At 73.2% G+C, this 24,974-nt stretch carries 25 protein-coding genes; 16 read left to right on the forward strand and 9 right to left on the reverse strand.

The window, feature by feature from the left end:
- Positions 1–120: 120 nt before the first annotated feature.
- Positions 121–339, forward strand: a complete 219-nt coding sequence (locus tag ACF08F_RS08075) for a hypothetical protein (RefSeq protein ID WP_392297655.1) — start codon at positions 121–123, stop codon at positions 337–339.
- 12 nt (positions 340–351) lie between these two features.
- Here ACF08F_RS08075 and ACF08F_RS08080 read toward each other — a convergent pair whose 3' ends face one another.
- A complete protein-coding gene (locus ACF08F_RS08080; protein WP_392297656.1) occupies positions 352–1,125 on the reverse strand; it encodes a VOC family protein in 774 nt (257 codons plus the stop codon).
- 125 nt (positions 1,126–1,250) lie between these two features.
- Entirely contained in the window at positions 1,251–2,237 is a 987-nt protein-coding gene (locus tag ACF08F_RS08085) for an NAD(P)/FAD-dependent oxidoreductase (protein ID WP_392297657.1), read from the reverse strand.
- Positions 2,238–2,331: 94 nt separating this feature from the next.
- On the opposite strand from ACF08F_RS08085, the gene ACF08F_RS08090 reads away from it, so the two are divergent.
- From ACF08F_RS08090 to ACF08F_RS08140, 11 genes are all read left to right on the forward strand, one after another.
- The gene (locus ACF08F_RS08090; RefSeq protein ID WP_392297658.1) at positions 2,332–2,922 is read left to right on the forward strand and encodes a helix-turn-helix domain-containing protein; all 591 of its coding nucleotides are present in this window, start codon (positions 2,332–2,334) and stop codon (positions 2,920–2,922) included.
- A 68-nt stretch (positions 2,923–2,990) separates the two neighbouring features.
- Positions 2,991–3,959, forward strand: coding sequence for an NADPH:quinone oxidoreductase family protein (locus tag ACF08F_RS08095; protein WP_392297659.1), 969 nt, complete (start codon positions 2,991–2,993; stop codon positions 3,957–3,959).
- A 122-nt stretch (positions 3,960–4,081) separates the two neighbouring features.
- The gene (locus ACF08F_RS08100; RefSeq protein WP_392297766.1) at positions 4,082–5,266 is read left to right on the forward strand and encodes an acyl-CoA dehydrogenase family protein; all 1,185 of its coding nucleotides are present in this window, start codon (positions 4,082–4,084) and stop codon (positions 5,264–5,266) included.
- A complete protein-coding gene (locus tag ACF08F_RS08105) occupies positions 5,263–6,396 on the forward strand; it encodes an acyl-CoA dehydrogenase family protein (protein WP_392297660.1) in 1,134 nt (377 codons plus the stop codon). The genes ACF08F_RS08100 and ACF08F_RS08105 overlap by 4 nt, the downstream gene beginning before the upstream one ends.
- 140 nt (positions 6,397–6,536) lie before the next feature.
- Positions 6,537–8,153 (forward strand): ABC transporter substrate-binding protein, encoded by a 1,617-nt coding sequence (locus ACF08F_RS08110; RefSeq protein ID WP_392297661.1) that lies wholly within the window; start codon positions 6,537–6,539, stop codon positions 8,151–8,153.
- Positions 8,150–9,142 carry an ABC transporter permease gene (locus ACF08F_RS08115; protein ID WP_392297662.1) on the forward strand — a complete coding sequence of 331 codons (993 nt, stop codon included), beginning with the start codon at positions 8,150–8,152 and terminating at the stop codon, positions 9,140–9,142. The genes ACF08F_RS08110 and ACF08F_RS08115 overlap by 4 nt, the downstream gene beginning before the upstream one ends.
- Entirely contained in the window at positions 9,135–9,971 is an 837-nt protein-coding gene (locus tag ACF08F_RS08120) for an ABC transporter permease (RefSeq protein ID WP_392297663.1), read from the forward strand. Before ACF08F_RS08115 ends, ACF08F_RS08120 begins: the two co-directional genes overlap by 8 nt.
- A 20-nt stretch (positions 9,972–9,991) precedes the next feature.
- Positions 9,992–10,987, forward strand: coding sequence for an ABC transporter ATP-binding protein (locus tag ACF08F_RS08125; RefSeq protein ID WP_392297767.1), 996 nt, complete (start codon positions 9,992–9,994; stop codon positions 10,985–10,987).
- A complete protein-coding gene (locus tag ACF08F_RS08130) occupies positions 10,980–11,651 on the forward strand; it encodes an ABC transporter ATP-binding protein (RefSeq protein WP_392297664.1) in 672 nt (223 codons plus the stop codon). Before ACF08F_RS08125 ends, ACF08F_RS08130 begins: the two co-directional genes overlap by 8 nt.
- A 176-nt stretch (positions 11,652–11,827) precedes the next feature.
- Complete coding sequence (locus ACF08F_RS08135; protein WP_141297606.1) at positions 11,828–12,022, forward strand: hypothetical protein; 195 nt, start codon at positions 11,828–11,830, stop codon at positions 12,020–12,022.
- A 123-nt stretch (positions 12,023–12,145) separates the two neighbouring features.
- On the forward strand, positions 12,146–13,729 hold the full coding sequence (locus tag ACF08F_RS08140) for a hypothetical protein (protein WP_392297768.1): 1,584 nt from the start codon (positions 12,146–12,148) through the stop codon (positions 13,727–13,729).
- 57 nt (positions 13,730–13,786) lie between these two features.
- On the opposite strand, the gene ACF08F_RS08145 is transcribed toward ACF08F_RS08140, so the two are convergent.
- A complete protein-coding gene (locus ACF08F_RS08145; protein WP_392297665.1) occupies positions 13,787–14,587 on the reverse strand; it encodes a VOC family protein in 801 nt (266 codons plus the stop codon).
- 118 nt (positions 14,588–14,705) lie between these two features.
- Between ACF08F_RS08145 and ACF08F_RS08150 the strand changes: the two genes are divergently transcribed.
- The gene (locus tag ACF08F_RS08150; protein WP_392297666.1) at positions 14,706–15,395 is read left to right on the forward strand and encodes a formylglycine-generating enzyme family protein; all 690 of its coding nucleotides are present in this window, start codon (positions 14,706–14,708) and stop codon (positions 15,393–15,395) included.
- 100 nt (positions 15,396–15,495) lie between these two features.
- Here the strand turns inward: ACF08F_RS08150 and ACF08F_RS08155 are convergent, their stop codons facing one another.
- From ACF08F_RS08155 to ACF08F_RS08165, 3 genes are all read right to left on the reverse strand, one after another.
- On the reverse strand, positions 15,496–16,002 hold the full coding sequence (locus ACF08F_RS08155; RefSeq protein ID WP_392297667.1) for an NUDIX hydrolase: 507 nt from the start codon (positions 16,000–16,002) through the stop codon (positions 15,496–15,498).
- A gap of 235 nt (positions 16,003–16,237) precedes the next feature.
- Entirely contained in the window at positions 16,238–17,185 is a 948-nt protein-coding gene (locus tag ACF08F_RS08160; RefSeq protein ID WP_392297668.1) for a universal stress protein, read from the reverse strand.
- A gap of 86 nt (positions 17,186–17,271) precedes the next feature.
- Positions 17,272–17,670 (reverse strand): DUF5997 family protein, encoded by a 399-nt coding sequence (locus ACF08F_RS08165; protein ID WP_392297669.1) that lies wholly within the window; start codon positions 17,668–17,670, stop codon positions 17,272–17,274.
- Between the two features lie 64 nt (positions 17,671–17,734).
- Here ACF08F_RS08165 and ACF08F_RS08170 point away from each other — a divergent pair, with 64 nt between their 5' ends.
- From ACF08F_RS08170 to ACF08F_RS08180, 3 genes are all read left to right on the forward strand, one after another.
- On the forward strand, positions 17,735–18,640 hold the full coding sequence (locus ACF08F_RS08170; RefSeq protein ID WP_392297670.1) for a LysR family substrate-binding domain-containing protein: 906 nt from the start codon (positions 17,735–17,737) through the stop codon (positions 18,638–18,640).
- Between the two features lie 104 nt (positions 18,641–18,744).
- Positions 18,745–19,368 (forward strand): histidine phosphatase family protein, encoded by a 624-nt coding sequence (locus tag ACF08F_RS08175; protein ID WP_392297671.1) that lies wholly within the window; start codon positions 18,745–18,747, stop codon positions 19,366–19,368.
- 135 nt (positions 19,369–19,503) lie between these two features.
- A complete protein-coding gene (locus ACF08F_RS08180) occupies positions 19,504–20,082 on the forward strand; it encodes a Type-2Aa cytolytic delta-endotoxin (RefSeq protein WP_392297672.1) in 579 nt (192 codons plus the stop codon).
- Between the two features lie 64 nt (positions 20,083–20,146).
- Here the strand turns inward: ACF08F_RS08180 and ACF08F_RS08185 are convergent, their stop codons facing one another.
- The 3 genes from ACF08F_RS08185 to ACF08F_RS08195 form a co-directional block, all read right to left on the reverse strand.
- Complete coding sequence (locus ACF08F_RS08185) at positions 20,147–21,805, reverse strand: FAD-dependent oxidoreductase (RefSeq protein ID WP_392297673.1); 1,659 nt, start codon at positions 21,803–21,805, stop codon at positions 20,147–20,149.
- A 38-nt stretch (positions 21,806–21,843) separates the two neighbouring features.
- A complete protein-coding gene (locus ACF08F_RS08190; RefSeq protein ID WP_392297674.1) occupies positions 21,844–22,746 on the reverse strand; it encodes a diiron oxygenase in 903 nt (300 codons plus the stop codon).
- Between the two features lie 203 nt (positions 22,747–22,949).
- Positions 22,950–24,785, reverse strand: coding sequence for a S8 family serine peptidase (locus tag ACF08F_RS08195; RefSeq protein WP_392297675.1), 1,836 nt, complete (start codon positions 24,783–24,785; stop codon positions 22,950–22,952).
- Positions 24,786–24,974 lie beyond the last annotated feature (189 nt).

Raw genomic sequence — 24,974 nt, forward strand, 5'->3', positions numbered from 1 at the left:
TCGAGACGTAGGTGTTCTCCGGGGAGAACCGGGCGAGACCGTGCTGAGCGCCTATGCCGTCCGTCCTCCGACGGCGGACGGCCGACCGACCGCAACGACTTCGACCGGTTCGAGCTGCGGGTGACCGACCGGAGCCTCCAGCTGTGGGACGGGTCCGTCCGGCTCTGGCGCCACCCTCGGTCCGAGGTCCGCCTCACGACGGTCGAGCGCAGTCTGCTCCTCGTCCACCACGGGGACCGGGAGATCGCCGAGCTGCTGCCCATGGCGGAGGCGAACGGCTGGGACGCCCTGACCCTCGGCGCCCGGCGGCTCCGTGCGGCCTCGGGCGGATCGTGCTGAGCCCTGGTCCGCTCACCCCATCGGCGCCGGCTTCAGTACCGCGAACGGGGCGCCGAAGGGGTCGGCGAGCCAGGCGATGCGGCCCACGTCGGGGATGTCGGCCGCCGGCATGAGGACCGAGCCGCCGTTGCCCTGGGTCGTCCGTGCCGTCGCGTCGGCGTCCTCGACCGCGAAGTACGGGATCCAGTGCGGCGTCTTGCCCTGGAGCTCGGCGACTCCGCCGAAGGAGGCGTCCTCCTGGTCGCCCTCGGCGGTGGAGATCACCCGGTAGGTCATGCCGGGCGCATCCATCTCCGCCCAGCGCCAGCCGAACAGCGTCCGGTAGAAGGCGAGGACGGACTCCGGTTCGGCGACGTGGAGTTCCGCCCAGACCAGGGTGTTGGTCGAGGAGGTCCGTTCCAGGCCCTGGACGGAGCCCGGCTGCCAGACGGCGAACTCGGCGCCGCCCGGGTCCGTGAGGGCCGCCATGCGGCCCGCGTCCATGACGTCGAACGCCGCGACGCGCACGGTGCCGCCGGCGGACTCGGCCGCCTTCTGCGCGGCGTCCGCGTCCGGCGTCTGGAAGTACACCGTCCAGGCGCTGCTCGCGCCCTTCTCGGTGAGCGGGCCGAGCGCGCCGACCGTCAGGCCGTCCTGCCGGAAGAACCCGTAGCCGCCGGCGTCCGGACCCGCCGAGCGGAACTCCCAGCCGAGGACCGCGCCGTAGAACGCGGCGGCGGCCTCGGTGTCGGGGCTGCCGAGATCGATCCAACTGGGGGAACCCGTCGTGAACTGCGTTCCGAGCATGGGAGGTGTCCTGTCCTTCCGTCGTCCGAGACCGTCGGCCGGCCGGTCCCGGTCCCACCGGTCTCCGGCCACCATGACCGATCCTCGCCGCTGCGTCGCGGCGGCGCAGCCGCAGCGGCACCGGTTCATCCGCGCGGCCGACCGGCCACCGCGTCCTCCAGGTCGCCGAGCAGCAGCTCGTTGTTGATCGTCACGCCGGCCCGGTGGCCCAGCGCGACCGCGTCGACCACCTGCTCGCGCGGGCCCGTCACGTTCCCGGCGGCCCAGACGCCCGGGACGCTCGTGCGGCCCGTCCCGTCCACCGTCACGAACGTGCCGAACGGCGTCTCGCCCAGCTCGGCCCCCAGCTGTCGCAGGACCCCGTCCCGGGGCGCGAGGCGGTCGGCCCCGACGAAGACCACGGACCGGTCGACCACCCGGCCGTCGGCGAGCCGCACCCCGGTCAGCCGGTCGTCCTCGACCACCAGCCCCGCCACCTCGCCCGCCACCACCGTGACCCCGGCCGCGGCGAGCAGCGCCTCGTCCCGGGCGGAGAGCCCCTCGGCCGTGTGCAGGAACAGCGTCACGTCCTTCGACCAGTGGGAGACCATCAGCGCCTGGTGCGCCGGCATCGCCGGGTGCGCGATCACCCCGAAGGCCTGGTCACGGACCTCCCAGCCGTGGCAGTACGGGCAGTGCAGCACGTCGCGCCCCCACCGTTCCGCGACTCCGTCGAGGTGCGGCAGCTCGTCCACGAGCCCGGTCGTCACGACCAGCCGCCGCGCGCCCACGGCCGTACCGTCCGCCAGGGACACCGTGAACCCGCCCCGCCCGTCCGCCGCCGCGCCCGTCACCCGGCCGGCCCGCCACTCCACCCCGTATGCGGCGATCTCGCGCCGCCCGGCCTCCAGGTAGGCGGCGGGGCTCTCCCCGTCCCGGGACAGGACTCCGTGCATGTGCTCCGCCGGGGCGTTGCGGGGCTCGCCCGCGTCCACCACCAGGGTGCGCCGCCGCGACCGCCCCAGGACCAGCGCCGCGCTGAGACCGGCCGCTCCACCGCCGACCACCACGACCTCGTACCGCTCCGTCAGGTCCTCCGTCCGGTCCCGCGTCAGTTCCTCCGTGTGCGTCATGTCCGTGCTCCTCACGTTCGTGCCCATGCCCCGAGAGTGGCCCCGCATCGGACAGACCGGCAATTCTTCTTGCCATTTCTGCAAGACTGGGCGCATGACCGAAGACGACGACCGCATCGACGCCGTACTCAACGAGGTGGGCCCCCGGCTCCGCCGCGTCCGCCGCGACCGGGGGGTGACCCTGGCCGAACTCTCCGCCGCCACGGGCATCTCCGTGAGCACGCTCTCCCGGCTGGAGTCCGGGCAGCGCAAGCCCAGCCTCGAACTGCTCCTCCCGCTCGCCCGCGCCCATCAGGTCCCCCTCGACGAGCTGGTCGGCGCGCCCGCCGTCGGCGACCCCCGGGTCAAGGCGCGGCCCATCGTGCGCCACGGCCGCACGATGTACCCGCTGACCCGGCAGCCCGGGGGGCTCCAGGCGTACAAGGTGATCCAGGAGAAGCCCACCGAGGCCCCGGAGCCCCGCGTCCACGAGGGGTACGAGTGGCTGTACGTGCTCTCCGGGAGGCTGCGGCTCGTCCTCGGCGAGCACGACGTCGTCCTCACCGCCGGGGAGGCGGCGGAGTTCGACACCCGGGTCCCGCACTGGTTCGGTCCGACGGCCGACGGGCCCGTGGAGTTCCTGAGCCTGTTCGGGCCGCAGGGGGAGCGCATGCACGTCAGGGCGCGCCCCAAGAAGTCGGGCTGAGCCGTTCCCCCGGAGGCAAGCGACCGCTTAGTATGCAGCCGACCGCTCGGTACGGAGGAGGCTTCCGGATGCAGGCATGGCGTGTGTACGAGAACGGCGAACCGGGCGCGGTGATGCGCCGCGAGGAGGTGGAGCCGCCCACGCCCGCCGACGGGCAGGTCCTCCTCAGGGTCCGCGCCGCGAACGTCAACTTCCCCGACGCGCTGCTCTGCCGCGGCCACTACCAGATCCGGCCCCCGCTGCCCTTCACCCCCGGCGTCGAGGTCTGCGCCGAGACGGAGGACGGGCGCCGGGTCATCACGACCGCCGCCCTCCCGCACGGCGGCTTCGCCGAGTACACCCTCGCCGACGCCGCCGGACTGCTCCCCGCCCCCGAGAGCCTCGACGACGCCGAGGCCGCCGCGCTGCACATCGGCTACCAGACCGGCTGGTTCGGCCTGCACCGCCGCGCCGCCCTCCAGGAGGGCGAGACCCTCCTCGTCCACGCTGCGGCCGGCGGCGTCGGCAGCGCCGCCGTCCAGCTCGGCAAGGCCGCGGGAGCCACCGTCATCGGGGTCGTCGGCGGACCGGAGAAGGCGGCCGTCGCCCGCGCCCTCGGCTGCGACCTGGTGATCGACCGCCGCTCCGAGGACGTCGTCGCCGCCGTCAAGGCCGCGACCGGCGGCCGCGGCGCCGACGTGATCTACGACCCCGTCGGCGGCGAGGCCTACCAGCAGTCCGCCAAGTGCGTCGCCTTCGAGGGCCGGATCGTGATCGTCGGCTTCGCGAGCGGCACCGTCCCCGCCCCCGCGCTCAACCACGCCCTCGTGAAGAACTACTCGGTCCTCGGCCTCCACTGGGGTCTGTACGCGACGAAGGACCCGGCCTCCATCGGCCGCTGCCACGAGACGCTGACCGCCTACGCGGCGAAGGGGCTGATCAAGCCGCTCATCGGCGAACGGGTCCCCTTCGCGGGCGCGGCCGAGGCCGTCCAGCGGGTCGCCGACGGCACCACGACCGGCCGCCTCGTCGTCCTCCCGGAAGGAGCCTCCGCATGACCGACACCCAAGGCGTCACCGACACCCAAGGCGTCACCGACCCCCAAGGCGTCACCGACCCCCAAGGCGTCACCGACCCCCAAGGCGTCACGGACGCCGGACGCGGCACCGACGCCGAGCGCGTGCCGGACGCCGAGGGGCTCCGGGCCCGCACCCGGAAGCTGCTCTCGGACCACCCGCCCGCCACCACCGACCGCACCGAGTTCCTGCGCGCCCGCTTCGACGCGGGCCTCGCCTGGGTGCACTACCCCGTGGGACTCGGCGGCCTCGCCGCGCCCCGCGCCCTCCAGGCCGTCGTCGACTCCGAGCTCGCCGCCGCGGGCGCCCCCGACAACGACCCGCGCCGCATCGGCATCGGCCTCGGCATGGCCGCCCCCACCCTCCTCGCCTACGGCTCCGAGGAGGTCAAGCGCCGCTTCCTCCGGCCCCTGTGGGTCGGCGAGGAGGTCTGGTGCCAGCTCTTCAGCGAGCCCGGCGCCGGCTCCGACCTCGCCGCGCTCGGCACCCGCGCCGTCCGCGACGGCGGGGGAGACTGGGTGGTCGACGGCCAGAAGGTGTGGACCTCCAGCGCCCACGTCGCCCGCTGGGCCATCCTCATCGCCCGCACCGACCCGGACGTCCCCAAGCACCGGGGCATCACCTACTTCGTGTGCGACATGACCGACCCCGGCGTCGAGGTCCGGCCGCTGCGCCAGATCACCGGCGAGGCCGAGTTCAACGAGGTCTTCCTCACCGGCGTCCGGATCCCCGACGCCCACCGCCTCGGCGAGCCCGGCGACGGCTGGCGGGTCGCGCAGACCACCCTCATGAACGAGCGGGTCTCCATCGGCGGCGCCCGCATCCCGCGCGAGGGCGGCATGATCGGGAAGGCGGCCGCCACCTGGCGCGAACGCCCCGAGCTGCGCAGCCACGACCTGCACCGGCGCCTCCTCGACCTCTGGGTCGACGCCGAGGTGGCCCGGCTCACCGGGGAACGGCTCCGCCAGCAGCTCGTGGCCGGCCAGCCCGGCCCCGAGGGCAGCGCCACGAAGCTCGGCTTCGCCCGGCTCAACCAGGCCATCAGCGGCCTCGAAGTGGAGCTCCTCGGCGAGGAGGGCCTCCTCTACGGCGAGTGGGAGATGCGCCGTCCCGACCTGGTCGACTTCACCGGCCGCGACGCCGGCTACCGCTACCTGCGCTCCAAGGGCAACTCGATCGAGGGCGGCACGACCGAGGTCCTGCTCAACATCGTCGCCGAACGGGTCCTCGGCCTGCCCCCCGAGCCCCGCAACGACAAGGACCTCGCATGGAAGGACCTCGCCCGATGACCGAAGCGACGGAACGGACCGGTCGGACGGAGCAGCTCGACCTCCTCTACACCGAGACCGAGGACGACCTGCGGGCCGCCGCCCGCTCCCTGCTCGCCGACCGGGCCGGCCACCAGGAGCTGCTCGGACGGATCGAGACCGGCAGCCCGTACGTCCCCGGCCTCTGGAAGGCGCTCGCGGCGGACATGGGAGCCGCCGGACTCCTCGTACCCGAGAAGCTCGGCGGGCAGGGTGCGAGCCACCGCGAGGCCGCCGTCGTCCTGGAGGAGCTGGGCCGCGCGGTGACCCCGGTGCCGTACCTGACGAGCGCAGTCGTGGCCACCGAGACGCTGCTCGGCCTCGCCGGGGAGTCCGCCCCGGCCGCCGAGCTCCTCGCGGAGCTCGCGGGCGGCCGCGCGGTCGCCGTCCTCGCCCTCCCGCTCACCGCGAGCCCGCACGCGAAGCCCGCGTCCGCCCCGTCCACCGTCACCGGCGTCGCGGACGCCGTCGCCGCCGACGTCCTCCTCGTCCCCCGCGCCGACGGCCTGTACGCCGTCCCGGCCGCCGAGGCGACCGTCGAGCCGCAGACCCCGCTCGACCTCACCCGTCCCCTCGCGAAGGTGACCACCGAGGCCGGGAGCGGAACCCGGCTCGCCGGGCCGGACGAGGCCGCCGCCGCCGTCCGGCGCGGGCTGCTCGCCGGCGCCGGACTGCTCGCCTCCGAGCAGCTGGGCCTGGCCGAGTGGTGTCTGGAGGAGACCGTCCGGCACACCCGCGAGCGGCACCAGTTCAACCGGCCGGTCGGCTCCTTCCAGGCGCTCAAGCACCGCATGGCCCAGCTCTGGCTGGACGTCATCGGCGCCCGGGCGGCGGCCCGCGCCGCCGCCGACGCCCTCGCGACCGGCAGCCCGGACGCCCCGCTCACGGCGGCGGTCGCCCAGGCCTACTGCTCCAAGGTGGCCGTCCGGGCCGCCGAGGAGTGCGTCCAGCTGCACGGCGGGATCGGCATGACCTGGGAGCACCCCGCCCACCTGGCGCTCAAGCGGGCCAAGTCCGACCAGCTCGCCCTGGGCTCGGCCGGCCGCCACCAGGACGCGATCGCCGCCCTGGTGGACCTCCCGGCGCCCGGGACGGAGGCGGCCGGCGCCTGACGAACGGAGGCCGTCGCGGCCAGGCCGACGGAGGCCGCCGGAGCCCGGTAAGGGGCCAGTGTGTCCACACCCCGTTACATGCTGTTTAATTGCATGCTGTTCGCAATAACAGTTGATCTCCAAAAAGGGGTGTGGACACGATGACCGCCCGATCCATCCGCGGCACGGCCACCGCGATACTCGCGGGGACCGTGGCACTCACCGCGGCGGCCTGCACGAACCCCGGCTCCACCGCCGGGGCCTCCGGCGGCCCCAAGGATTCCGCGGTCGTCGGCATCGCCTACGAGCCCGAGACGCTCAGCCCGCTCCTCGGCTACGGCAAGGACGGCAACTCCAAGATCTTCGACGGGCTCCTCGCCTTCGACGCCGACATGAAGCTGCGCCCGGCCCTCGCCGCGAAGCTGCCGCACGTCACCGCGGACGGACTGACGTACACGTACACCCTCCGCGAGGGCGTGACCTTCAGCGACGGAGCACCCTTCACCGCGAAGGACGTCGTCTTCACCTACCGGACGATCCTCGACCCGAAGACGAACAACGCCTCCCGCACCGAGCTCGACGCGATCAAGAAGGTCGAGGCCGTCGGCGACGACACCGTCGTCTTCACCCTGAAGTACCCCTACGCGCCCTTCGCCGAGCGCACCGTCCAGGCCATCGCGCCCGAGCACGTCGCAGCGAAGCAGGACGTCAACACCGGCGCCTTCACCACGCAGCCGATCGGCACCGGACCGTACGTCCTCACCGGCTGGTCCAAGGGCGAGAAGCTCTCCTTCAAGGCCAACCCCACCTACTGGGACGGCGCTCCCGCGGTGAAGAAGTTCACCATGGCCGTCGTCAAGGACGACGACGTCCGCGCGACCCGGCTGCGCGCCGGCGACCTCGACGGCGCCATCCTGCCCCCCAACCTCGCCGAGGGCTTCAAGAACGGCCAGGGGAAGAAGACGTACGCGGCGAAGACCTACGACTACCGCACCGTCACCCTCCCCACCCACCACAAGGTCACCGGCGACACCGCCGTCCGCCGTGCCCTCGACATCGCCGTCGACCGGCAGGCCATGGTCGACAAGATCCTCGAAGGGGCCGGAAAGCCCGCCTACGGCCCCGTCCCCACCGACAGCCCCTGGTTCGCCAAGGGCACCGAGCGCCGCCACGACCTCGCCGGCGCGCAGAAGATCCTCGACGAGGCCGGCTGGAAGCCCGGCCCGGACGGCGTCCGCGTCAGGAACGGCGTCCGCGCCGAGTTCCCGCTCTGGTACCTCTCCGGCGACAAGCTGCGCCAGGACCACGCCCTCGCCTACGCCTCCGACGCCAAGAAGGCCGGCATCGACATCAAGACCCAGGCCGGCACCTGGGAGGTCATCGAGCCCCGCATGAAGACCGACGCCGTCCTCGCCGGCGGCGGCTCGCCCGGCGACCCCGACTTCGACCAGTACCTGCTCCTGAAGTCCTCCCTCGCCGGCGACGGCTTCAACAACATGGCCTGGTACGACAACAAGACCGTCGACAAGGCCCTCGACGACGGCCGCCGGACGAACGACCCGGCGCAGCGGAAGACCGCCTACGACACCGTCCAGCGCGAACTGGTGAAGAACCCCGGCTACACCTTCCTCACCCACATCGACCACCTCTACGTCGTCGACGACGACTGGGACGGGCTCGACACCCAGATCGAGCCGCACGACCACGGCCTCGCCTCCGGCCCCTGGTGGCACGTCGAGGGCTGGAAGCCGAAGGCCACGGGGGACAAGGGCAAGTGAAGCGCCGCCTCCCCTGGGGGGCCATGGCGCGGATGACGGGACGGCGCGCCCTGGCCGCCGTCCCCGTCCTCCTCGCCGTCACCTTCGCGGTGTTCGCCGTCGCCGCCGCCTCCCCCTTCGACCCCGTCAAGGCCTACGCGGGCACCGCGGGTCTCACCGCCTCGCAGGAGAACCTCGACCAGCTCCGCGCCAACCTCGGCGCCGACCAGCCGCTGCTCACCCGCTGGTGGGAGTGGCTCACCGCCGCCGTCACCGGCGACCTCGGCGACTCCGCCGTCATGCGCCGGCCCGTCGCCGAGGTCATCACCGAGCGCCTCGGCTGGTCCGTCCTCCTCGCCGTCACCGCCTTCCTGATCGCCATCGTCCTCGGCACCCTCCTCGGCGTCCTCGCGGGCCGCCGCCGCGGCGGCCTCCTCGACCGGGCCGTCAGCTCCGCCGCGTACACCCTGGAAGCCGCACCCGCCTTCTGGCTCGGCCTCCTCGCGATCTGGTTCTTCGCCCTGAAGCTCGGCGTCCTGCCGGCCGGCGGGCTCACCGACACCGCCAGCGACACCGTCACCGCCGACCAGGTCGCCCGCCACCTCGTGCTGCCCGCGCTCGTCCTCGGGATCTCCCAGCTGCCCTGGTTCTTCCTGTACGTCCGCCAGGGCGTCGGCGACGCCCTCGACGAGGACCCGGTACGCGGCGCCCGCGCCCGCGGCCTCAGCCGCAGCACCGTCCTCACCGGCCACGCCCTGCGCTCCGGGATGCTGCCCATGCTGACCCTCGTCGGCTCCCGCGTCCCCGAACTCATCACCGGCGCGCTGCTCGTCGAGACCGTCTTCAGCTGGCCCGGCATCGCCGCCGCCACCGTGCAGGCCGCGACCTCCGTCGACTTCCCACTGCTCGCCGCGCTCACCGTCCTCGCCACCGCGGCCGTCCTCCTCGGCAACCTCCTCTCGGACCTGCTGTACGGACTGGCCGACCCGAGGGTGGGCTTCGATGGCTGACCGCCGCACCCACCGCCTGCGGCTGTGGACCTCCGCCGCGACCGTCGGCCTCGTCCTCCTCGCGGTGCTCCTCGTGCCCCCGCTCGTCCAGCTCGACGAGCAGGCCGTCGACCTCTCGCGCAAGCTGCTCCCACCCTCCTGGGACCACCCCTTCGGCACCGACGACCTCGGCCGCGACCTGCTCCTGCGCTGCGTCTACGGGCTGCGGATCTCGCTCCTCGTCGGGCTCGTCGCCGCGCTCGTCGCCACCGTCGTCGGCACGGCCGTCGGGGCCGCGGCCGGAGCGCTCGGCGGCTGGACCGACCGCTGCCTCATGCGGCTCGTCGACGCCTTCTCGTCCGTGCCGCACCTGCTGCTCGGCATCTTCGTCGTGGCCCTCTTCCGGCCCGGAGTCTGGCCGGTCATCGCCTCCGTCGCCGTCACCCACTGGCTCTCCACCGCCCGGATCGTCCGCTCCGAGGTCCTCTCGCTGCGCACCCGGCCCTTCGTGGACGCCGCCGTGTCCGGCGGTGCCTCGCGGTGGCGGGTCACCGTCCGGCACCTCCTGCCCGCCGTCCTGCCGCAGGCCGGACTCGCCGCCGTGCTCATGGTCCCGCACGCCATGTGGCACGAGTCGGCGCTCTCCTTCCTCGGCCTGGGCCTCCCCAGCCACCAGGCGAGCCTCGGCAACCTCGTGCAGAACGCCCGCTCCTCGCTCCTCGCCGGAGACTGGTGGCCGACCCTCTTCCCCGGCCTCCTCCTCATCGTGCCGACCCTCGCCATCGCGGGACTCGCAGGCGTCTGGCGCGACCGGCTCAACCCGCGCCGCCGATCGGAGCTCATGCTGTGAACGCCGCCGACCGCACGGTCCTGCGCGCTTTGGAGGCCGTCACCGCCGAGAGGGCCGAGGACGCCGTCCTCAGCGTCCGCGGCCTGACCGTCCGCTTCCGGCTGCGGGGCGGGCGGAGCGTCGCCGCCGTCAGCGACGCCGACTTCGACCTCGGCCCGGGGGAGTGCCTCGCCCTCGTCGGCGAGAGCGGCTGCGGCAAGTCCGTCCTCGCCTCCGCCCTCCTCGGCCTGCTCCCCGGCAACGCCGAGACCTCCGGTACGGCCCTGCTGGCCGGCGCCGACGGAGCCGGGCCCACGGACCTGCTCGCCGCCGACGAGAAGACCCTGGCCCGCACGGTACGCGGCCGCCGCGTCGGCCTCGTACCGCAGAGCCCCGCCGCCCACCTCACCCCCGTCCGGACCGTACGGTCCCAGCTGGAGGAGACCGTACGGGCCCTCACCGGCACCCCGCGCCGGGCACGGCGCAAGGCCGCCGAGGACGCCGCCGAGCGGGCCGCCTTCCCGGCCGGGCACCTCGACCGGTACCCGCACGAACTGTCCGGGGGCCTCGCCCAGCGGGCCGCCACCGCGCTCGCGCTCATCGGCGACGCCCGCCTCCTCCTCGCCGACGAACCGACCACCGGCCTCGACCGGGAGCTCGTCGACCGCACCGTCGACGAACTGCGCCGCCACGTCGACGAGGGCCGGGGCCTGCTCCTCATCACCCACGACCTCGCCGCCGCCGAGCGCGTCGCCGACCGCGTCGCCGTCATGTACGCCGGCCGGATCGTCGAAGTCGCCCCCGCGCAACGCTTCTTCGGCCCCACCGGACCCGCCCACCCCTACGCCCGCGGCCTCCTCGACGCCCTGCCCGACCGGGCGTTCACCCCCGTCCCCGGCATGCCCCCGGAGCTCTCCGCACTGCCCGAGGGCTGCGCCTTCGCCCCGCGCTGCCCCCTGGCCACCGACCTCTGCGCCGCCCGCCCCGAGCCGCGCGCGGGAGTGGCCTGCCACCACCCGGAGCAGCCCCGTGCTTGAACTCGACAGCGTCACCGCCGGCTACGAGCGCCGCGCCCCCGTCTTCCGGGGCGCCTCGCTCACCGTCGCCCCCGGTGAGTCCGTCGGCCTCCTCGGCCCCAGCGGCTGCGGCAAGTCCACCCTCGCCCGGGTCGCCGCCCTCCTCCACCGGCCCGACGCGGGCCGCCTCGTCCTCGACGGCACCGAGGTCCGCGCCTGGCGCCACCGAGCGCCCCGCGAACTCCGCACCGCCGTCGGTGTCGTGTTCCAGCAGCCCCGCACCGCCGCCGACCCCCGGCTCACCCTCGCCGAGATCATCGCCGAACCCCTCCGCGCCACCGGCCGCCGCACCGAGGCCGACGGCCGCGTCGCCGAACTCGCCCCCGCCGTCGGCCTCACCGCCGACCTGCTCACCCGCCGCCCCCACGCGGTCAGCGACGGTCAGCTCCAACGCGCCTGTCTGGCACGAGCGTTGACCCTCCGCCCACGCTGGCTGATCTGCGACGAGATGACCGCGATGCTCGACGCCTCGACCACGGCCGCGCTCGTCGCCGCGGTCGAGACCTATCGGACGGAGAGCGGCGCGGGCCTCCTCGCCGTCGGTCACGACCGCGTCCTGCTGAGCCGCTGGTGCGACCGTACGGTGGACTGGCAGGACTGCCTGCCCGCGGAGGACCACCGATGACGAGCCCATGGCCCCGCACCGCCGAGGACGACCCCCTCGGCGGCTGAGGCCGTCCCGATCCGGCCCAGATCCACCCGTATGGCCGCCCCGCCATACGCCCGGACGGACGGGTCATTCCGCCACACTGTCCGCCGAACGCCGCAATTCCGGTGCGGCGACGGAGGGACGTGAAGGCGATGGCCGTTTCCATTTCTGTCGTGGTGCTCCTGCTGGTGCTGGCCGTGATCTTCCTGCGCAGCGGCGGGCTCAAGGTCACCCACGCGCTCACCTGCGCCCTGCTCGGCTTCTTCCTCGCGGGCACCAGCGTGGCGCCCACGATCCACAACGGGGTCGCCGCCACCGCCAACGTGGTCTCCAGCCTGAAACCGTGATCGTTTCGGCGCCGTGAACTGCCTGTGAAACGCGGGGCGGTTGCATGTACATCTCACGGACTCGGGCCTAACGTCGGCGGCCGGCGCGACAGACTGTCAGCAACCCGAGGAGCCGCAGTGACCATGCATCCGCCCCGAAGACGAGCACGCGCGCTCGTGCTGATCGCCGCGCTGAGCGCGACCCTTCTGGCGGGCGCCGCCCCCGTCGCCCAGGCCGAGGAGATCCCCCTCGCCATCGGCCACCGCCTCGTCGACCACTACGACGGCGCCCCCGTCACCGCCCGGCCCGTGCCGGGCAAGGCCCCCGCCCAGCATCCGTACCTCGCCCCCAACGGACGCAGCGGCATGCACGCCGACGGCGCGGGCAGCGGCACCCACCCGTACTCCGGCCCCCTCGGCCGCGATCCGCGGGTCGACAGCGAGAAGATCGCCCCGATCGGCGGCGAGTGCGCCACCGTCACCTTCGACTCCGGCGGCCGCCTCGTCACCGTCTGCGGCACCTTCAGCGGCTTCCTCCTGAAACTGCTCGACCCGCGCACGCTGGACACCCTCGCCGAGTACAAGCTGCCGCAGCGCTCCTCCACCGTCGAGGCCATCACCCGGCTCGACTTCGAGAAGATCTTCAAGGACACCTCGGGCGGCGCCTACTTCTACCTCGACGACCGGGACCGGGTCGTCCTCGCCGACTCCCGCCAGCACGTCCTGCGCATCGCCCACCGTCAGAAGGCCGACGGAGCCTGGGAGTTCGTCGTCGAGGACGACTGGGACCTCACCTCTCTCGTTCCGCACGACTGCGTCACCTGGACCAACCTCTTCCCCAGCGGCGTCTGCGACCCCGTCACCTCCGTCATGCCCGACTGGGACGGTCGCATCTGGTGGGTCACCCGGCTCGGCCGCGTCGGCACCGTCGACCCGGCGACGGGCGCGCTGCGCGCGATCAGGCTCGCCGGGGAGGAGATCCAGAACTCCTTCTCCGTCGCCGAGGACGGCGTCTCCATCGTCACCGACCACGCCCTGTACGGCTTCCGCGCCGATGCCGACGGCACCCCGCGCGTCGAGTGGCGCGAGACGTACGACCGGGGGACCGGCACCAAGCCCGGTTCCGTGAACCAGGGTTCGGGCACCACCCCGGACCTCTTCGGCGACCGCGACCAGTACGTCGCCATCACCGACAACGCCGACGACCGGATGAACGTCCTCGTCTACCGGCGCGGAGCGGGCGTTCCCGCCGCCGAGCGGCTCGTCTGCAAGGTCCCGGTCTTCCGCTCCGGAGCCTCCACCACCGACAACTCCCTGATCAGCTGGGGCAACAGCCTCGTGGTCGAGAACAACTACGGGTACGAGAACCCGAGTTCGCTCACCCTCGGCCGCAGTGTCGTCGGCGGCGCGACCCGGATCGACGTCCGCGCCGACGGCAGCGGCTGCGACACCGTCTGGGAGAGCGACGTCCGCTCGCCCTCCACCGTCCCCAAGCTCTCGACCGCCAACGGGCTCCTCTACTTCTACGAGAAGCGCCCCCACTCCTTCGGCATCGACGCCTGGTACCTCACGGCCGTCGACTTCCGCACCGGACGGCGGGCCTTCTCCCGCTTCACCGGAACCGGCCTCGCCTACGACAACAACTGGGCGCCGATCACCATCGGCCCGGACGGCACCGCGTACATCGGTGTCTTCAACGGCATCGTCGCCGTCCGCGACGGCGCCTGACGCACGGCGGCGCGGCGCCCCGTGGCGCCGCGCCGACCGTCCCGGTGGTCCGGTGGTTCAGATCATCTCGGGCACGTCACCGACCGTGGTCTTCAGGTCGATGACCGCGAAGGGGGCGCCCTGCGGGTCCAGGATCACCGCGAACCGGCCGAACGGGCTGTCCATCGGCCCGAAGGCCTTCTTGCCCTTGAGGCGCTCGGCCGCCTCGACGGCCTTGTCGCAGTTGTCGACGGCGAAGTAGATCTGGATGTACGGGGGGATCTCCGGCGGGAAGTCCTCGTCCGTCATCTTCATCCGCCCCAGGACCGGCATCTCGCCGCCCAGGTCGAAGATCTTGTAGTCGACGTGCTCGTCCTGCATCTTCTTCGCGTTGTAGCCGAAGACGGTGGTGAAGAAGTCGTCGGACTTGGCCGGATCCCGGGTGAAGACCTCGGCCCAGGCGTACGAGCCGGTCTCACCCTCCAGTTCGAATCCCTCGTGGTCTCCGGGCTGCCAGATGCCGAACGTCGCGCCCGTCGGGTCCTTCGCGATGCACATCGACCCGAACGTGCCGACGTCCATCGGCTCCATGAGGACCGTGCCGCCCGCCGACCGGATCTTCTCCGCCGTCGCGCGGACGTCCGGCGAGGAGAAGTACAGACACCAGGCCGACTGCGCCTCTCCGTCCTGCCCCGGCATCGGCGGGACGACGGCCGCGACCGCCTTGCCGTTCTTGTACGCCTGTGTGTAGTTGCCGTATTCGGAGGAGGACTCGCCGAAGGTCCAGCCGAGCACGTCGCCGTAGAACACCTTGGCGCCCTCGACGTCGGTGAACATCGCGTCGGTCCAGACCGGCGTGCCTTCAGGTCGTGCGGCCATGACGGTGACTCTCTCTCTTGCGATCGATGTCGTGTTCCAGGAGCCACGCTAACCACGCCCGGCGCACATCGCGCGGTGACGCAAGGTGACGGCGCGTCCCGGCTGCGATCATGCACCCATGAAGACGAGCGCGGAGCAGGAGTTCATCGCCGTCCCGGCGGGGCGGGTCACGCTGTCCGACCGGCGCACCGAGCGGAGGTGGACGGTCGACCTCGACGCGTACGGCCTGGCCGCCGCCCCCGTCACACAGGAGCTGTACGAGCACGTCACGGGGGAGCGGCCGAGCAGCGCGCACGGGGGCCGGCTCCCGGTGGAGGGCGTCTCCTGGGGCGAAGCCGTCCGCTTCTGCAACGCGCTCTCCGTACTGGAGGGGCTCACGCCCGCGTACCGGATCCCGGCAGGCGGTCCGGAGGGCGAGCCGGGCGGGGCCGAGTGGGATCGCGCGGCCGACGGCTACCGGCTGCCCACCGAGGCCGAATGGGAGCACGCCTGCCGCGCGGGCACGACGGAGGCGCGCTACGGGCCGCTCGACGAGATCGCCTGGCACCGGGGGAACTCCGGGGAGCGGCTGCACGAGACCGGCGGGCGCCGCCCCAACGCCTGGGGGCTCCACGACATGCTCGGCAACGTCTGGGAGTGGTGCTGGGACGTCTACGACGCCGAGGTGTACGGCGGCTACCGGGTGCTGCGCGGCGGCGGCTGGTTCGACGAGCGGTGGAGCTGCCGCGCCTCGGTGCGCCGCCGCAGCCACCCCACGCTCCGCATCGACGACGTGGGCTTCCGCCTCGCCCGCACTCTGACGGGTTGAGCACGAGCCCACACCGGCCGGACACGGGCGAGCGCGGGCCGGACACGGGCGAGCGCGGGCCGGACACGGGCACGGGTCGCCGCCGGCCGGGGCGCCGGTCTCAGCCGGGCAGGCGGCTCATCGCGTACCGGTGGAACGGGCCGTCGGGAACGGAGAGTTCGGGGCGCCACATCCTCAGGACCTGGCCAGAGGGCACGAACAGCTCCGTCGGCAGGTGCTCCGGGTCCGTCCACTCCCAGCGGGCGATGTTGTCCGGCTCGGTGACGGCCGGCGCGCCGCGGAACACGCGCACCACCGTGGCCACGGTCATCCGGGTCAGCTCGGCCGAGGTGACCGAGTCCAGGATCAGCCCCAGCACCTCCACGTCGGAGGCGTCCGCGACGAGGGAGGTCTCCTCGGCGAGCTCGCGCACCGCGGCCTGCTCCACGGACTCGCCCGGCTCGACCTTGCCGCCCGGCAGCTCCCACACCCCGGAACGGTGCAGTCCGAGGAGGACCCGGCCGGACGCGTCGGTCACGACGACGCCGGCGCCGAGCGAGGCCTGGGCGGCGGGCGGCCGGATGTTGCGGAGAGCTTCGGGGGCCCGGTCGGGCTCGGGGACGGACATGATCCTTTTGTAGCAGGTGACAAAAACCCCAGAACCCCTTGAATCGGGCGAAAAAAGGAGGAAACTCGTGCTTACACCGGACAACCGGAGAGAGCCGCACCCGCCGACGGAGACGTCCGAAGGCCCGCGTGACCCTTGACTCGGCTCTGGCCAGGCCCCCGGCGGGGCCGGTCGGGCACGGAGCCGTCGGCGACGGCCGACGACCGCGCGAACCGACCCGGACCGCCGGGGACTGTCATGTCCCGGAGCCCCCGGCCGGCGGGACCACTGCGACCGGACAGTGCGCGTGATGCAGCACCGCGTGGGCCACCGAGCCGATGAGCAGTGAGCCGATCCGGTGCCGGTGGTGCCGTCCCACGACCACCAGCGCGGCGTCCCGCGAGCCCTCCACGAGCCGCCCCGCCGCGTCCCCCGGCACGACCGAGGGGACCAGTCGGACAGCGGGCCACCGCTCCGCGAAGGGCTGCAGCCGCTCCTCCTGCTCCCGCCCCGCCTCCCGCAGCAGCTCGGCCGAGTCGTCGGCCTCCGGCAGCGGCGGCGGCACCTGGAGCGCCGGGGAAGGCGCCGCGAGCAGCGCGCCGGGCTGCGGGGGCAGCCGGAAGGCGGTCACGACCTCCAGCGGTACGCCGTGCAGCCGGGCCCAGTCGAAGGCGAAGGCGATCACCTCGTCCGGGGTCTCCTCGGGGTGCAGGCCCAGCAGGACCCGTCCCTTGCCCGGGCCGCCCGTCGGCTCGGCCGTCCGCTCCTCGTGCGGCACGACCACGAGCGGACAGGGCGCGGTCGTCGCCAGCGTGCGGCTGGTCGAACCGACCAGCAGCGACACGAAGCCGCCGTGCCCCCGGGACCCCGTCACCAGCAGCCGCCCGCCCCGGGCCGCCGCCGGCAGCGCGTCGGTCACAGCCCCGTCGAGGGAGGCGTACCGGACGGGAACGGTGTGCCCGCGCTCCTCCGCCACGGCCCTGACCGCTTTCAGCACGGTGTCCGGAAGCTCGGGTTCCTGGCCGAGGGAGGCGATCCGGGCGGCCCCGAGCTGGAGCGCGTCGGAGCGGACATGGGCGACGACCACGGGGGCGCCGAGGCCCTCCCCGGCGCTCAGGGCCCACTCCAGCGCGCGGAGACTGTGGTCGGACCCGTCCACGCCGACGACGACCGGGGGCTCGGAGGCGGTGCTCGTGTCACTCATGGGGAGATGCCTCCCGCGCAGGCCCGGACGCCACACCGGCCCGTACCGAATCGCTTCGGTACGGGCCGGCGGACAAGCCGGGGGCGTCAGGCGCCCTGCGCGCGGCGCGCCCGCTCGGCGTCCCGCGCCTTGATGCGGACGGTCTCCGCGCGGACCTCCGACTGGGTGGCCCGCTCCTTGCGCAGCCACGAGGGGAACTCTTCCTTGATCGCCTCGATCTGCTCGGTGGTGAGCGGCTCGGTGATCCCGCCGCGGGCGAGACCGGCGATGGAGACGCCGAGCTTGTTGGCGACGACCGGGCGGGGGTGCGGGCCGTTCTCGCGCAGCTCCTTGAGCCAGGCCGGCGGGTTGGCCTGGAGCTCGGTCAGCTCGGCGCGCGAGACGACACCCTCCTGGAACTCGGCGGGGGTGGCTTCGAGGTACACACCCAGCTTCTTCGCCGCGGTCGCGGGCTTCATCGTCTGGGCGTTCTGGTGCGACGTCATGGTGTCAAGGGTATCGAGCATGCGGACGACCTCCGACCACGTCCGCTACCGGTAGCCTTGCGGGGTGACAGGCTCGGACGTTCCCCCCGCGGAATCCCCTTCGGATTCCCCCGCCCCCTCCCCTTCTACCCCCGCCTTCCGGCTCGCGTACGTGCCGGGCGTGACGCCCGCGAAGTGGGTACGGATCTGGAACGAGCGCCTGCCCGACGTACCGCTGACCCTCCTGGCCGTGACGCCCTCCGAGGCCTTCGGCGCGCTCCGGGACGGGGACGCGGACGCGGGCCTCGTCCGGCTCCCCGTCGACGGTGACGACCTCAGCGCCATCCCGCTCTACACGGAGACCACGGTCGTCGTCGTCCCCAAGGACCACCTCTTCGCGGAGGTCGAGGAGATCTGGGCGTCGGACCTCGCCGAGGAGCTCGTCCTGCACCCCCTCGACGACACCCTGGGCTGGGAGCGGCCGCCGGGCCGCGCCGCGAACGAGCGCCCCGAGACGACCGCCGACGCGGTCGACCTCGTCGCCGCGGGCGTCGGCCTGCTCGCCGTCCCGCAGTCCCTCGCCCGGCTCCACCACCGCAAGGACCTCACCTACCGGACGCTCAACGACGTCCCGCAGTCGCGCGTGGCCCTGTCGTGGCCGGCGGCCGAGGAGGCCCCCGACCTGGTGGAGGAGTTCATCGGGATCGTGCGCGGCCGGACGGTGAACAGCACCCGCGGCCGCCGCGCCGAGGCGCTGAAGGGCCAGAAGCAGCCGAGGAAGGACCAGAAGCCCGGCAGGCCGGGCGGCGGCTCCCGCACCGGCGCGAAGCCCGCGGCGTCCCGCAAGGGCGGTGGCGCGGCCGGCTCGGCCCGCGGCAAGACCGGCGGCAAGACCGGCGGCAAGACCGGCGGCAAGCCCGGTGGCAATACGGGCGGCAAGACCGGTGGCAAGACCGGTGGCAAGCCGGGGAAGCCCCGCCGCCGCCCCTGACGGCCTTGCGGTGACGGCCCGACGGTCACGGCCCGGGGAACCGGGCCGCACGGCACGGCGTCACCCGTGGAGCAGGCAAGATCGACTCCACGGAGGACTCGCGTATGACCGGCACGGCCGACCGCTATCTGTACCTCACCCGGCACGGCGAGGCCTCGCCGGACGAGAGCGCGCTGACGGAGGCGGGCCGTCGTCAGGCCGCCCTCCTCGGGGAGCGCCTGCGGGGGGTTCCGCTGACGGCGGTCCATCACGGACCGCTGGCCCGGGCCACGGAGACCGCGCGGCTGCTCGGCGAGCGCCTCGACGGCGTCCCCCTGCGGGTCACCGACGCGGCCGGCGACTACGTCCCCTACATGCCGGCGCGCGAGGAGCTCCCGGCGGAGACCGCCGACGCCATGCTGGGCTTCCTGGAGCAGGTCCCGGCCGAGGAGCGCGAGCAGGGCCCCGGCCTCGCGGCGGCGGCGGTCGCCGAGTTCACCGGCCCCGTCCTCGGCGACGAGCCGCGGCACGAACTCGTCGTCACCCACAACTTCCTCGTCGGCTGGCTCGTCCGTGCCGCCCTCGACGCCCCGAAGTGGCGCTGGATGGGCATCAACCACGCCAACGCGGCACTCACCGTCATCCGCTACGCGCCCGGCCGCCCCCCGGCCGTGCTCCTCTTCAACGACACCGGCCACCTCCCCGCCGAACTCCGCTGGACGGGCTTCCCGCCGGAGCTCCACATCTGACGCCGGCGCGTGCGCGGCCCGCTCCACGGCGCGCTCCACGGCGCGGCCTGTCCGCACGGCGGACGGGCCGCGCCGGGGGACCGGGGCCTCGGCATACTGACCCCTCCTGATCAACGAGAGCATGCAGGAGGAGCTTTGGCCGCCAGTTTCAGGACCGTCGTCGAGGTGGGGCCCGACCACCTCGAACGGGCCCGGTCCATCGACCGGGTGTTCCAGGAGGCGATCGCGCCCGCGACCGTCAACTTCGACTTCGAGGCGATACGGGCGGCGGCCGCCGCCGTCCCCGACACCACCGTCGTGCGGCAGGTCCGGGGCTGGGGGCTCCAGGAGCACGCCCCCGTCCTCGTCATGGTCCTCTCCTTGAAGGAGGCCGTCCGGCAGGCCCTGCCCCCGGAGTACGCGGAGGCGGGCTTCTGGGAGACCGTCGAGCGCGAGCTCGTCGAGGCGTTCACCGGACTCGCCGGGCAGGAGGGACAGCCCGGACTCTCCTTCTACGAGGAGTCCGAGCAGCGCACCCGCTTCTACCGCGACCTGTTCTTCGCCCTTCAGGACGAGAAGACCGGGGACGACATCTACGCCCTCGCCTTCTGCGTCGACGTGACCGTCGAGCTGCCGAAGGCCGAGGCCGTCACCCTGGAGCTGACGGACGTCGTCCCCTTCGCCCTCGGCCTCAACGCGATCCTGGTCCGCCAGGCGCCGACCGCCGGCGTCTGAGCCGTACCGGCCCGCCGTCCCGGGCCGGACACAGCGGCCGACGGACCGTACCGCCCGAGGCGGCTCAGACCGGGCGGCGCCACCGTCCCGCCCGTGCCGCCGCGACGAGTTCCGGGACCGTCGCCAGTTTCACCCGGGGACGCCCCGCCTCCCGGCCCCGTGCCCGCTCCGTGCGGTCGATGGCCGCGAGACCGCGCGCGTCGACGAGCCCGGTGCTGCGGCTCCGTACCAGCTTGCGGAAGGCCTGCGGCGTGCCCGTGGGAGTGGGCAGCGCGCCCGCGACCGCGTCCGCGAGCAGGGTCCCGACGGTCTCCTCCGCGCACGCCCGGTTGGCCCCGATGCCTCCGGAGGGTCCCCGCTTGATCCAGCCGACGACGTAGCCGCCGGGCAGTCCGGTCACCCGTCCGGCCTCGTGGGGCACGGTGCCGGTGGCCTCGTCGAACGGCAGGCCCGCCAGGCGGACGCCCCGGTAGCCGATGGCCCGGACCAGCAGGCCCGCCCCGATCTCCGTGGCCGTCGGCGAGCCGTCCTCCGTCACCCGGACCGCCCGCACCCGCTCCACACCGACCGCCTCGACCGGTGCCGAGTGGAAGCGCAGCACGATCCGGCGCCGGTCCGCCGCGGGCTCCCGCGTCCAGTCGACCGTCTCGCGGGGCACGTCCCGCAGGAGCGCGGCCTTGTCGCCTGGCGCGGCCGTGTCGACGGCCTCGCCGGTGCGCGGATCCCGGTCGTCGACGAGCAGTTCGACCCCCGGGAGGTGCTTCAGGGCGCGCAGTTCGGACGCGGTGTACGCCGCGTGCTCGGGGCCCCGGCGGCCGAGGAGCACCACCTCGCGCACCCGCGTGCCGCGCAGCGCGGCGAGGGCGTGGTCGGCGATGTCGGTGGCGGCGAGGGAGCCGGGGTCCGTGACGAGGACGCGGGCGACGTCGAGGGCGACGTTGCCGTTGCCGACGACCACGACCCGACCGGCCGGGGGTGCGACCGCGTCCGCGCCGGTCTCCGGGTGGGCGTTGTACCAGGAGACGACGGAGGTCGCGGAGACGCTGCCCGGCAGTTCCTCGCCGGGGATGCCGAGCCGCCGGTCGGCGGGCGCGCCCACCGCGTAGATCACCGCGTCGTGGTGCGCGGCGAGTTCCTCGGCGGTGACGTCCCGGCCGATCTCCACGCCCAGCCGCAGCCGGACCCGGGGGTGGGCGTGGAAGCGGGCGAGGGTCTCCCCGGCGCCCTTGGTCGCCGGGTGGTCCGGGGCCACGCCGTAGCGGACGAGGCCGCCGGCCACCGGCAGCCGGTCGATCAGGGTCACCTCGGCGTTGGTGTGCAGGAGCAGGTCCTCGGCGGCGTACATGCCCGCGGGCCCCGTGCCGACGACGGCGATCCGCAGCGGGGCGAAGTCGGCGGGCAGGGAGCGGTGGAAGGAGGGCTCGCCCCAGGCGTGGAACGTGGGGGACGCCTTGGCCGGCGGGGGCGTGCGGTCGGCGTAGTACTCCGCGTTGATCGCCTCGTACTCCCGAAGGCGTCCGGTGAGGCGGTCCGCGGGGAAGATCGCGTCGACCGGGCAGGCGTCGGCGCAGGCGCCGCAGTCGATGCAGGACTTCGGGTCGATGTAGAGCATCTCCGTGGTCCCGAAGTCCGGTTCCTCCGGCGTCGGGTGGATGCAGTTGACCGGGCAGACGGCGATGCAGGTCGCGTCGTTGCAGCAGGTCTGGGTGATGGCGTAGGTCATGTCGTCGGCTCGACTCTGGTCCGGGAGACGGGGCGGGGTCAGATGAGGTGGGCGCGCCGGTAGAAGAAGAGCGCGGGCCGGGTGAGCATCCCGACGTCGGCCAGGAACTCCATGAGGCCGGAGCAACTGGCGCGCAGCTGCGCCTTGTAGTGCTCGTTGGCGGCCGCTTCCCGGCGGGCCCGCTCGGGGTCGAGCCCGGCCCTCACGTACACCTCCGGGTTCACCAGGCTGGTGATGATGTAGTACGCCGCGATGGCCACCACGAGGGCCTGGAAGTGGCGGCGCGCCCGGCTCGCGCGGGCGAGGTGGCGGCGCGTCTCGTCCCGGGCGAACTTCATGTGCCGGGATTCCTCGACGACATGGATGTTGTTGATGGTGCGGACGAAGGGGACGACCCGCTCGTCGCGCATCCAGTCGCGCTGCATGACGTCGAGGACCTCCTCGGCGACGAGGATGCCGGCGTACGCGGCCTCTCCGAAGCCGACGGTCTTCATGAAGCGTCCGAGTTCCAGCACGGCGCGCTTGGGCCGGTACGCGGGTGCGCCGAGCTTCTGGGAGCCCCGGGCGAACATGATCGAGTGCCGGCACTCGTCGGCGATCTCGGTGAGGGCCCACTGGAAGCGGGGGTCCGTGTGGTCCATGAGGTAGATGTCGCGAAGCACCATCTGCTGGAGGATCATCTCGAACCAGATGCCGGTGCTGGCGACCGAGGCGGACTCCTGCCGGGTCAGCTCCTTGCGCTGCTCCTCGGTCATCTCGTGCCAGTAGGCGGTGCCGTAGAGGGAGTTCCACTCGGGGCTCTGTCCGTGGAAGTCCTTGTCGAGGGGCGTGTCCCAGTCCACCTCGACGGCGGGGTCGTACGACAGCTTCGCGGCGGACACGAGCAGTCGCGCGGCGATGTCGTGGCCTTCGTTGTCCGGGCGGACGGTGCTGCTTGCCATGGGGCGGCTCCTCGGTTCACGCGAGCGGCTCGGGCGCTTGTTAGACATCGCGTCTAGCAAGCTTGTTAGACGGAACGTATAGCAAGCGCCCCGGGCGGGCCTACCCCTTGGTGCGGACTTTCTTCCCCTGGGGTTACCGCGGGTACGCGAACGGGGCCGGAGCCGCTGGTCGGCTCCGGCCCCGTTCCCCGGGTCGGGACGTGCTAGAAGGTCAGGTTCCAGGCGTCGATCTTGCCCGTGTCCTGGCTCGCGTTGTCGTTCACGCGGAGCTTCCAGACGCCGTTGGCGACCTCCGCCGAGGCGTTGACCGTGTACGTCTGGGCGATGTTGTCCGTACCGCTGCCGGTCCGGTTGTGGAGCGTGTACACCGTGCCGTCCGGGGCGACCAGGTCGACCTTCAGGTCACCGATGTACGTGTGCTTGACGTCCACGCCGACCTTGAGGGTCGCCGGGGCGTTGCCCGTCACTCCGCTGACCGTGATCGAGCTCTCGACCGTCGCGTTGTCGACGATCGTGACGTCCGCCAGGTTCTCGAAGTACGCGCCGGGCGGCGGGGTGGAGCCGCCGACGGCCTTCAGGGCGTCGACCGCGCCTTCGCCGAAGAAGCCGTTCTTCGTCGAGGTGCCGGTACAGCGCGCGTCCGAGGGGCAGGCCCGGTCCGTCGCCTGGACCCCGAGCTGGTCCCGGATCTGTGCCGGGGTGAACGTCGGGTTGACGCTCGCGATGAGCGCCGCGACGCCCGCCACGTGCGGGGAGGCCATCGACGTGCCGTTCATGTTGCCGTACTTGCCGCCCGGGAGCGTCGAGTAGACACCGGAGGAGCCGTCGCCGCCGGGAGCGGCGATGTCGATGATGCCGTTGCCGAAGTTCGAGTACGAGGCCTTGGCGCCGCCGTTGCCCTGTGCGGCGACGGTGACGACGCCCGGGAGCTCGGTCGGGATGTCGATGCAGGCGTTGGTGATCGTACGGGTGACCGGCGTCGAGTCGTTGGGGGACTCGGTGTCGGTCGTCTTGTTCGCCAGGTCGTAGTTGGAGTTGCCGGCGGCGGCCACCTGGAGCGAGCCCTTGCCCTCGGCGTACGCCTGGGCGCGCCGGACGCCCTCGATGATCGCGGCCTGGTCCACGTTGTCCGGGCAGTTGAACGCCCACGGGTCCGTGTAGTAGCTGTTGTTGGTGACCTTGAAGCCGTGGTCACCGGCCCACATGAAGCCGCAGATCGTGTTCTCCGCGAAGAACAGGCTGCTGGTCGGCTCGGCGATGCGGACCGAGGAGATCTTCACGCCCGGCGCGACGCCGATGACGCCCTTGCCGTTCTTCGCCGCGGCGATCGTGCCCGCGACGTGCGTGCCGTGGGTGCCGACGTCACGCCAGGCGCCGGCGCGGGTGTCCGCCTTGCCGTAGGCGCAGGAGGCCGAGTCGGCGGCGTTGAAGTTGGGCGCGATGTCCTGGTGCTGGTCGTCCACACCGGTGTCGAGGACGCCGACCTTCACCGAGGCCGAACCGGTCGTGACGGCCCAGGCCTGGTCGGCCTTGATCTGCGTCATGTCCCAGCGGTTGGACTCGTTCAGCGTCGTCGCGGACTGCGAAGGGTTCGCCGGGAGCGCCGGGTTGTAGGCGTCGGCCGGGACGTCGGACGTCCGGGTCGCGCCGACCTGCTGGACGCCGGAGACCGTGCGCATCGACGAGGCGAACGACGTGGACGTCGAGTGCGCCACGATCACGCCGATCGCGTCGTAGGTCGCGAAGACCGAACCGCCCTTGGTCGCCACGGCGCCGCTGACGGCGGAGGTGCCGCCCGGCGCGGTGATCACCAGGTAGGCGCGGGTGCCCGCGGCCCAGGCCGCCGGTGCCGCGGCGGCCTTGCTGACGTTCGTGCTGGTGGTGGCCTGGTTCGCCCCCGCCGGAGCGCCCGCGACGGGCGCGGTGTCCGACGTTGCTGCCTGGGCGAATCCGGCGGGAGCGGCGAGCGCCACGGTCGTACCGAGCGCCGCCACGGCGACGGCCGAGACTCTCAGCCGGCTGGATATCTGGGAAAACAATGCGTCCTCCGATGACCCGGTGGCGCGGGTGGCGCCGACCGGGCCCTGTGATGTGTGGGGTGGACGCAAGATCCCAGACTCCGGGAACGGAAGGAAGCATTCTGTCCGAGAAGCCTGTTCGCGTTACGCACTGTTGACCTATCGGCGCCGGGAAGAGGCATGAATCCACCGTCCTGTCCTGTTCGTTCT

It is taken from the genome of Streptomyces sp. NPDC015130, from assembly GCF_043080005.1.
GTDB lineage: Bacteria > Actinomycetota > Actinomycetes > Streptomycetales > Streptomycetaceae > Streptomyces.